This is a genomic window from Mesorhizobium sp. M5C.F.Ca.IN.020.32.2.1, assembly GCF_004023105.1.
In the GTDB taxonomy this organism is placed as follows: Bacteria; Pseudomonadota; Alphaproteobacteria; order Rhizobiales; family Rhizobiaceae; genus Mesorhizobium; species Mesorhizobium wenxiniae.
In genome coordinates, this window is the sequence record NZ_RZSX01000158.1 from 1 (window position 1) to 9,289 (window position 9,289).

8 protein-coding genes and 1 tRNA gene are annotated in these 9,289 nt (G+C 61.2%); 5 read left to right on the top strand and 4 right to left on the bottom strand.

Annotation, left to right across the window (positions count from 1 at the left end):
* The 4 genes from EOA86_RS10670 to EOA86_RS10685 form a co-directional block, all read left to right on the top strand.
* Nucleotides 1-387: type II secretion system F family protein (locus tag EOA86_RS10670; RefSeq protein WP_206629999.1), on the top strand; the 387-nt coding region annotated here is incomplete at its 5' end.
* A gap of 1 nt (nucleotide 388) precedes the next feature.
* The gene (locus tag EOA86_RS10675; protein ID WP_128341589.1) at nucleotides 389-1,357 is read left to right on the top strand and encodes a type II secretion system F family protein; all 969 of its coding nucleotides are present in this window, start codon (nucleotides 389-391) and stop codon (nucleotides 1,355-1,357) included.
* Nucleotides 1,358-1,492: 135 nt separating this feature from the next.
* Nucleotides 1,493-1,963, top strand: a complete 471-nt coding sequence (locus tag EOA86_RS10680; protein WP_127211233.1) for a tetratricopeptide repeat protein — start codon at nucleotides 1,493-1,495, stop codon at nucleotides 1,961-1,963.
* Nucleotides 1,964-2,392: 429 nt separating this feature from the next.
* Nucleotides 2,393-3,640, top strand: coding sequence for a TadE/TadG family type IV pilus assembly protein (locus EOA86_RS10685; protein ID WP_128341591.1), 1,248 nt, complete (start codon nucleotides 2,393-2,395; stop codon nucleotides 3,638-3,640).
* Nucleotides 3,641-3,826: 186 nt separating this feature from the next.
* On the opposite strand, the gene EOA86_RS10690 is transcribed toward EOA86_RS10685, so the two are convergent.
* The gene (locus EOA86_RS10690) at nucleotides 3,827-4,060 is read right to left on the bottom strand and encodes a hypothetical protein (RefSeq protein WP_128341592.1); all 234 of its coding nucleotides are present in this window, start codon (nucleotides 4,058-4,060) and stop codon (nucleotides 3,827-3,829) included.
* Between the two features lie 942 nt (nucleotides 4,061-5,002).
* A tRNA-Thr gene (locus EOA86_RS10695) sits at nucleotides 5,003-5,078 on the bottom strand.
* Between the two features lie 338 nt (nucleotides 5,079-5,416).
* Between EOA86_RS10695 and EOA86_RS10700 the strand changes: the two genes are divergently transcribed.
* Nucleotides 5,417-6,625 (top strand): hypothetical protein, encoded by a 1,209-nt coding sequence (locus EOA86_RS10700; protein ID WP_128341594.1) that lies wholly within the window; start codon nucleotides 5,417-5,419, stop codon nucleotides 6,623-6,625.
* Between the two features lie 83 nt (nucleotides 6,626-6,708).
* Here EOA86_RS10700 and EOA86_RS10705 read toward each other — a convergent pair whose 3' ends face one another.
* Both EOA86_RS10705 and EOA86_RS10710 read right to left on the bottom strand, forming a co-directional pair.
* Nucleotides 6,709-8,310, bottom strand: coding sequence for a cisplatin damage response ATP-dependent DNA ligase (locus EOA86_RS10705; RefSeq protein ID WP_128341596.1), 1,602 nt, complete (start codon nucleotides 8,308-8,310; stop codon nucleotides 6,709-6,711).
* A 51-nt stretch (nucleotides 8,311-8,361) separates the two neighbouring features.
* The coding region (locus EOA86_RS10710) for a ligase-associated DNA damage response exonuclease (protein ID WP_128341598.1) at nucleotides 8,362-9,289 on the bottom strand (928 nt) is incomplete at its 5' end.

Sequence of the window (9,289 nt, forward strand, 5' to 3'; positions counted from 1 at the left end):
ACCTATGGCTCCGACCTGGTTTCCGCGCTGCATTCGCTGTTCGAGCGCGTCGGACACGAGGACCTGCCGCTGTTCGTCACCGCTGTATCGATCCAGAGCAGCTCAGGCGGCAATCTGCGCGAAATCCTGGATGGTCTGTCGTCGGTCATCCGCGAGCGCGGAAAGCTGCGGCGCAAAGTGCGAGCAATCTCGACCGAGGGCCGCATGTCGGCGTATATCCTGACCGCCGTACCGGCGCTGCTGATGGTCGGCATCATGGTCATGATGCCGCAATTCTACGAGAGCGTCTGGGGCGAGCCGATGACTTGGTATCTGTTGGGCGGTTCGATCTTATGGCTGATGCTGGGCAACGCCATGATGTTCAAGATGTCGAACTTCAAATTCTGACATGGAAACCCTGATCGGCCTCATTGCCTCCCTTCGCCCGACGTCGCTGGCGCCGGTGGCGCTTTTGCTGCTCGCCGTGGGAGGAGGAGCGATCCTCTGGCAGTGGAGTACCGCGCGTGGAGGACGCGGCGACTTGAAGCGCCGGCTCAAGGTCGAAGTCTCCGAGGTTGCGGAGGCACCCAAGCCGACCGCCGCGCCGAAACGGAACGCCAGCGCCGTCCGCGACAAGGCGATGAAAACCGCCCATGAATTCTACGCCAAAAGCGATCCGGAAAACGTTGCGCGGCTGCGGATGAAACTCATCCAGGCTGGTCACATGGATCCAGGCGCGGTCGGCAGGTTTTTTGTCATCCGCTTTGTCGGCTTCCTGGCTGGAGCCGTTGGTGCGTTTCTGGTCGTCCGCTGGTTTGGTGCTGAATCGGCAGTTCCGAGCCGATGGACTTTTATCATCATGTCCGGTGGCGCCGGTTATTTTCTGCCGGGTCTTGTATTGACCTCGCAGGTCCGTACGAAAAGGCGGGAATACCGCAATGGCTTTCCCGATTTCATGGACCTGATGATCGTCTGCGCGGACGCCGGCATGAGCATGGAGGCCGGGATCGAGCGAGTGTCGAAAGAGCTCTTCATCACTTATCCCTCGCTCAGCCAGAACCTTCAGCTTGTCTCGCTCGAACTCAGGGCAGGGCGCAGCCTTGACGATGCGCTGAAATCGTTGGCTGATCGCCTGAGCCTCGACGAGGTACGCTCCTTCGCCACGCTGCTTCAGCAATCGAAGGAGCTTGGCACCAGCCTCTCGGGCGCGCTTCGGGTCTATTCGGACGAGATGCGTCACAAGCGCATGTCGATAGCTGAGGAAAAGGCGCACGCGCTGCCGGCAAAGATGTCGGTGCCGGTTACGATCTGCATCCTGCCAGTCGTGCTGATGATCGCCATCATCCCGATCATCGTGAAAATGACGGCAGGCGACTGATCCCGCTCCAGTCGATAGTTAATCCAATATGTTCGGCTTTCCTAATATTTGTTCGAAACCCGCCACCGAAGCTTAAGCCGAACCCGCTATGGTGCTTGATGAGACGGCCCGCCAAGCGGCCGGATGGGGCAGGTTATGGGGCAATCGAAATTCGCCGCGTTGGCTGCGGTCGCAGTCGTGACGATTGTGACGGGATGCACGACGAGCAGCGTCGACGTCACCGAGACCACGTCGATCGCTCCGGCGACGACCGACATCAGCAGGGCTGATCTCGTATCTGGCAAGACGCAGTTCCGCGAAGCCAATTATGGGTTGGCGGAAAAGCACTTCCGCAAGGCGGTGGAACTTCGGTCCGACAATGCCGAGGCATGGCTGGGACTTGCCGCCTCCTACGACCAGCTCGGCCGCTTCGATTTTGCCGACCGCGCTTACGATCAGCTTGTTGTGGTTGCCGGCCGCCGGGCCCACATCCTCAACAATATGGGGTATTCGCAATTGTTGCGCGGCAACAAGAAAAAAGCCCGCGAATTGCTTCTGGAGGCCAAGGCAGGAATGACCGATACCTCGGTGGTCGATGCCAACCTCGCACTGATGAACAAGTCGTAGCAGCGTTCGAACCGTTGCCGGATCCAACGAATTGCAGATTGGCTTACAGGCCGCCGCGGGGTCCAACGTGAAAAATTGTAGAAAGCCTGGCTAGATCGGTTCTGGAGCGAAATGGTGGCGTAGAACGGATCTGGCGTGTTGGTCAGCGCCAGAACTTGCCCTTCTAAACTGGAATAGGTCACGATTAGTCCTGCGCCCATTTCGAATGTTTATTTTTCAATAGAATTAGCAACGGATAACCGTTCGGCGCTGTGCACAGTCGAGCGATACCTGCACCCGCTCGCTGAGAGCGCTCTGCATTCGCGGCCGCGGAACGGCCGCATCCTCCATCCGGACAGCGGTTTGACCGTCCGGCAGCTTTTCTGTGAGGATGAATTCCGTCCTACTTAAGAGTTTAGTGATCAATGAAACAACTTCTTCGCCGCAGGGATGCATTTTGCCGGCATGATGCACCAAATTCTGCTTGTGAAACGGTTCTTTCGAGACAGCCGCGGTAACTTTGCGACCGGTCTCGTTGTCATGCTGCTTCCTATGATTGCAGCAGTCGGCGCCGCGGTGGATTTCGCGAACATGAACCGCGAGCGGAGCAGGCTTCAATCGGCTCTGGATGCAGCAAGCATGGAGATCGCCGTTAAGGTCAACTCAGGCCTGAGCGACGGTGAGCTACAGGCTCTTGGCGACAAGCTACTCAAAGCCAACTTGGCATCGGTCGATGCAAGCGCGGATAACATACCCTCGCTCGTCTATCACGGTCTGGCGACGGAAAACGACGGAAGCCAGAGCCTCAGGACTGAATCCAGCCTCAACTACACCTATCTCATTCCGCGCTCAATCGGCGGCGATGGACCGTCATCGACCAACATTCTCGTCCGGTCTCGCATAACGTCCAACAATGGTGACACTGCGTGCGTCTATGCCCTCAACCGGGCCGCGCCGCGCGCCTTCGAGGCGGCCGGGAGCACCACAGTCATCATGGATGGCTGCGTTATCGCTTCCAATTCGTCGGCTCCGGATTCCATCTATGTAGGCGGCGACGCGTCCCTTGAGGCGGACTGCATTCAATCATCTGGCGGAATAGTGGCGACCAGCGGACTGATCACCGATTGTGAGCAAAATCGCGTCAATGCGTGGCGACTGCCTGACCCATGGGGTGACCTGGTGGAACCGGTACCACCAATCTTGTATCCTAATCCGAAAGCTGGCGACTTGACAGTCAGTCCAGGGCGGTATCGAAATCTCGATCTGAGCGGCGACAAAACCCTGGAGCCGGGCCTCTATTATGTCGAAGGTTCTCTTTCCGTCAAAGGCACAGTGACTGGCGCCGGAGTGACCATCTTCATGGCTGATGGCGGCATAACAGTGAACGGCAACGGCTCGTTGTCATTGAGCGCGCCGCAGACAGGCGACTATGCCGGCATGCTGATGATGTCGGCACGAGCGAACGCATCGTCCCACCTGTTCAATGGGAATGGCGCCACTGATCTGAACGGCGTCCTATACTTCCCCTATGGCGACCTGACCTACAATGGTAACAACAACGGAACTAGCAGCAGCTGCATGCGCATCGTTGCCGACACGATCAAGATGAGCGGCAATTCGAACATCAAGTCCGACTGCAGTGCGGAACTGGGGGGACGCGAAGCTAGAGTGGCAGGCCCGTTCTACTTTTCGATGTAAGGCAGTTGCGAACGTTCGAGACCTCCCATTGGCCGCCCCACGCCGTTCTGACCCCACGGTTGTTGAGCGCAATGGCCAAGCCTCTGAGGCCGATCACTCCTGATGCCTGAAGAGCGAGGACAGGGGATAACGCGCACTGATCAGCCTCCCGAGTTTACCCAGCTCCCGCCGCAGTTCACGCTGATATCAATCGCGCGGGGGGCGCCGCATCGCCTTCGGGAGATCCCCGCGCTGCGCGAACTCGCCCCCGGCGAATGGTTCAAGAGCGTCGACGTCGACGAATATCGCCGGCGTTACCTTGATCAGCTCGCCAGGCTCGATCCAGGTGAAACCGTTTGCCGGATCGAGGGATCTGGCACGAGGCCGGTCGGCGGCGCTCCTTTGCTGGGAGCGGCCGCGATACGCCAATTTCTCTGTCACCTTTCTGTCACCGCGGCTACGTCAGCGCATGGCTGCACGATGAGGTCGGTCTCGAGATCTACGAGTTCGGCCGGGAAGGCTGCGGCCACCAGCATCCGAAGCTGCCGGAAGCGCACCGATCAGGCCTGGTGCAGCCCAGGCTGATCTGATGGGCTCGCGCGCGTGACTGTCCAACGTGTCCAAGGTGGCCGGCGCGGCCCTAAACCTTCCTTGCCGCGATCAGAAAATCGCCACGAAATGTCCATCGGCCTTTGAACCCGTGCGGGCCCTGCCAGTACCCCTGCGAAAGCAGCCGCTGAAGCCGACGGCCATAGCGCGCATCAGAAAAATATAGCCGGTTCAGATTGCGTTCGTCATTGCAGGCTCAGGCGCCGACGCTTCGACCGAGAGGGCGCAAGGATAGCTAGCCCAAGATTCTAACCCGATCTCGAAGGTAGCGAGCACGAGCCGGTGCCTATTTTTGTAAGGGATCAGCCTCGACCGACTTTGGAGCTCGACCGGCGAATGTGATTTTTAGATGACGAGCGAGCCCACCATTCGAGATCCATGATGTCGGGTTCTCATAAATGAGGAATGCCTTGATGGCATTCTCAAGGGGCGATCCACCTAGCAGAAAGACCGCCTTATTCGCCTCGTCCCAGTGGCCCAGGACCTTGTCATTCGCGTCGATCTGAACGATCAGCCCTTTTCCTTTTGCGCGGGCAAGAGCCGTCGCTTGAGCATGGAGGTTATCGGCTGCAAGCAGCCAGCTATGCGGGGGTTTGCAGCACGCTCCACGAACTCATATTGGCATCGTCCTTGGGGCTGCGAGCCATGGCGCTCCTTGCTGGTCCTGGCGACTATCGACACCACCGACGCTCGGTTTTGTGTCGCGAAATGTGTCCTGATCTCGAATTTGCGGTGTGGTGAGGAGCGCTTTGGGCCCGCAACCCTTGAAAATCTTGGTGCCGCTTAGGTGACTCGAACACCTGACCCCATCATTACGAATGATGTGCTCTACCAACTGAGCTAAAGCGGCCCGGGAAGCCGAGGCCTCCAAGATGCGCTGGGTGATAGACGCAACCCACCATAAATTCAAGATGGGACTTGGCATTTCGTGTGGGCTCATGCCGCGCCTACAAGCGGCCGCCGCGCCGATCCGTCATTCGGTGGCGCGATGCCGTACCGGCAGGTTGCGCGGACGCGTCGCCGCTGCATCGGGAAATCGGCGAAAAATGTTGATTCCTTTAACGAAAACCGCCGAAATGGGCTTTGGATGCCTCGCCAAGGCAGAATGCGACCGCTGGCCCGTTGATTGATTGATCGCCTACGGCTAACGATCATGACAATGTGACCGTACGTGCAGAGGGGTCCCGTTTGGACGCGATCGAAAAAGCGATCCGGAATGCCTTCGAGAAAGGCAATGCCGAAGACCGCGCGTTTCGCGAGCGGGTCTATCGATCGGCCTTCGCCGCACTTGACCGTGCCCTGCAGGCCAACCCGGGCGTGACGGTGGAAGTCGCCATCAAGCGCCGCAAGGCGGTGCAGGCCAAGATCACCGAAATCGAATCCGAGTTCCTGCCGGCGGTTTCCGGCGTGGGCCGGCCGACCGATGATGACGCTGCCGCACCGGCGGTGAAGCAGCCGGCCGACAGCGAAGCCGAAGCCGAACCGGATGGCGGCGCCGATGCTGAACCCGTGTCCCCGCCTGACGTCGTTATCGATGGTCCGGCGAAGCCTCCTGCATCCGAAGCGCCCCATGCTTCCTACGCGCCCCCTGCTGCCGACGCGCCGCGCTCGCGCGTCTTGCCGGTCGTTCCCGATATCATGCCGGAAGCGGCTTTTCCCGGTGCGCCGGAGATCGACTTGTCGTCCCCTCCATCGACCGGAGACGACGACGCAGAGGTGATGCCCGACCGCGACGACAGGCGGGCGAGAGGCCCCCGCCTGCCTCTCACCGCAATCTTCCTCGGCGTGACGCTGCTCGCAGCTGTCGGCATCGGCCTCTATTTCGCTGCCCAGACCGGCGTCTTCAAGTCGGCGGCTGAACTCGACACGGCCCCGCCGCAGACGCCTCCGACGGTGGAAGACGATGATTTCACGCCGCCAAGCGACACCGCCTCGCCGCTGGACTCCGGCGAGACGGCGCGCGACTGGATCAATGTGTTTTCACCGAGCGACCCGGCGCTTGTCAGTGCGCCTTCGGATGCCAAGGCCGAAGTCATGCAGGACGACAGCGGTTCCTTCCTGCGCATCCGGTCGGGCGCCTCCGGTTCGGCAATCAGCTTCGACGTCGGGCAAGGCGTGCTGGAAAAACTCGCCGGCAAGCACGCCACGTTCGACATCATCGCCCGCTCCGAGGAGGGCAAGGACACCCAGATCTCCGTCGACTGCAACTTTGGCGAACTCGGCGACTGCGGCCGCAAGCGCTACGCGGTCGGCCACGAGCGCAACGAATATCTGTTCGACGTGCGGTTTCCCGACAAGCGTCCGGGTGCTGCCGGCACCATCGCCATCAATTCCGACTTCGACAAACAGGGCAAGTCGGTCGACATATACGAGATCCGCGTCTCGATTGTTCCGTAGAGCATCGGACCCAAAAGCATGCCCACGCTTGACCCCGGGGTGGAAACCGGTTTTGGGAAAATCCGATGCTCAAAACAAAATATCTAACTGTCAAGCAGCGCCTGCAGCGTCTCGATGCGGTCGGCCTCGGCCGCCGGCTTGTCCCAGCGCAGCCGTGAAATGCGGGGAAAGCGCATGGCGACGCCGGATTTGTGCCGTGTCGAGCGGTTGAGCCCTTCGAACGCCACCTCCAGCACGAGGCCTTGTCTGCGGTCGGCCCGCACCGAGCGGACCGGGCCGAAACGCTCGATCGTGTTGTCGCGGACATATTTGTCGATCTGCCTCAGTTCCTCGTCGGTGAAGCCGAAATAGGCTTTCCCCACCGGCACCAGTTCCTCCGATCCTTCCGGGCCGGACCAGACGCCGAACGTGTAATCGGAATAGAAGCTCGAACGCTTGCCGTGGCCGCGCTGGGCATACATCAGCACGGCGTCGACCGTGTGCGGATCGCGCTTCCATTTGAACCATGGGCCTTTGGGCCGGCCGGTGAGATAGGGCGAATCCCAGCGCTTCAGCATTACGCCTTCGATGACCGGATGCAGCGGCTTGCGGCGCAATTCCTCCAACGCCTGCCAGTCGGTGAATTCGACCAGCGGCGAAAGATCGAAGCGGCTCGGATCGAGCGTCTGCACGAAGGCTTCGAGGCGGCCGCGCCGCTCGCGGAAAGAGCACGCGCGCAAGTCCTCGTCGCCGATCTGAAGCACGTCGTAGCAGCGCATGAAGGCTGGGTATTGCTGCTGGATCTTCGGTGTCACGCTCTTGCGGTTCAGCCGCTGCTGCAGGTCCGAGAACGTACCGGTCGCCTGCAGGGGATCGCCGACCAGAAGCTCGCCGTCGAGGGTGGCGGAAAAATCCATCGCCTCTGCGAGGTCCGGAAAGGCCCCGGAGACGTCGTCGCCGGTGCGCGAATAGAGCCGGCGAATGCCGCCTTCCGATACGGCCTGGACGCGGATGCCGTCCCATTTCCATTCGGCGGCGTAGTCGGCCGGGTCGAGCTTTTCGAGATCGCCGTCACCGATCGGGTTCGACAGCATCACCGGCCGGAACAGCGCCAGGGCCGTCTTTCTGGGTTTTTCTGCCTTGCCTTCCAGCCAGGCGAACAGCTCGGCATAGGGCGGCGTCAGCCCATGCCAGAGTTCTTCGATTTCGGCGATGTCGACCTTACCGAGATCGGCCAGCGCCTGCTTGGCCAATCGCGCCGAGACGCCGATGCGCAGCCCGCCGGTGACCAGCTTGATGATGGCGAAACGCGCTGAGATGCTGGCGCTGTCGAGCAGTCTGGCCAGCACCTTCGGCCCGTCGGAACGGCTCGCCGCCTGCAGCTTTGCGACGACCTCGGCGAGCGTCGGCTCATGGTTGGCGATATCTGCGGGCGATTGCGGCCAGACCAGCGACACGGTCTCTGCCAGGTCGCCGACATAATCGTAGGAATAGCCGAACAGCACCGGATCCATGCGCTCCATCACCAGCATGCGAAGCATAGCCGGCTTGACCGCCGCGATGGTCAGGTCGCCGGTCATGGCAGCCAGCGCCAGGCCGCGATCCGGATCCTCGACGCTGCGGAAATAATCGCTCAGCAGCGTCAGCTTGCCGTTACGCGACGGAGTCAGGACAAGGCGATCGAGGAGTTCGGCGAAGCGATTCATGGCGGTGAGAACCGCGTCAGCGCTGCGTTGACGATTGTTCCTTCCATCAGCTCAATCGCCCTCATCCTCGTAGCCGACGAGATGCAGCGGCCGCGCGGCGATGCCTTCGAGTTCGCACCAGCGCACCAGGGCCTCCTCGCGGCCATGCGTCACCCAGATTTCTCCGGCGCCGGTCTCCCTGATCGTGGCGGTCAGCTCGTCCCAGTCGGCGTGGTCGGAAATGATCAGCGGCAGTTCGACGCCGCCCTGCTTGGCGCGCTGGCGGATGCGCATCCAGCCGGACGCAAAGCACGAGATCGGATCGGGAAAGCGTCGCGCCCAGCGGTCGGCGAAGGCCGAGGGCGGGCCAACGACGATGGCCCCAGTGAAGTCGTCCTTGCCACCGCTTTCGACGGTCGCCGGCTCCAGCGTCCCGAGGTCGATGCCCTGGCGCTGATAGTAGTCGCTGAGCTTGGCCAGCGCGCCGTGGATGTAGATTGGCTTGTCGTAGCCGGCTTCGCGCAGCAACCGCATGACGCGCTGCGCCTTGCCGAGCGCATAGGCGCCGACCAGATGCGCGCGTTCGGGAAACTGCGCCGTCGATTTCAGCAGGCGGGCGATCTCTTCGGTATCGGGCGGGTGACGGAACACCGGCAGGCCGAAAGTCGCCTCGGTGGTGAACACGTCGCACTTGACCGGTTGGAACGGCTCGCAAGTCGCGTCCCTATGGCGCTTGTAGTCGCCCGAAGCGACGATGCATGAGCCCTGATGCACGACCTCGATCTGCGCCGAGCCCAGCACATGGCCGGCCGGATGGAAGGTTACGGTGACGCCGTTCAGCGCAATCGCCTCGCCAAGTGCTGCCGCTTGCGTCGTCCCGGCAAAGTCCTCGCCGTAGCGCAGCCCCATAATGTCAAGCGTCTGTTGTGTGGCCAGCACCGAGCGGTGGCCTGAACGGGCATGGTCGGAATGGCCGTGCGTGATCAGCGCCCGGTTGACC

Coding starts and splice junctions, on each gene's coding strand:
- EOA86_RS10680 (WP_127211233.1), top strand. CDS start 1,493: ATGGGGCAATCGAAATTCGCCGCGTTGGCTGCGGTCGCAGTCGTGACG.
- EOA86_RS10685 (WP_128341591.1), top strand. CDS start 2,393: ATGCATTTTGCCGGCATGATGCACCAAATTCTGCTTGTGAAACGGTTC.
- EOA86_RS10675 (WP_128341589.1), top strand. CDS start 389: ATGGAAACCCTGATCGGCCTCATTGCCTCCCTTCGCCCGACGTCGCTG.
- EOA86_RS10705 (WP_128341596.1), bottom strand. CDS start 8,310: ATGAATCGCTTCGCCGAACTCCTCGATCGCCTTGTCCTGACTCCGTCG.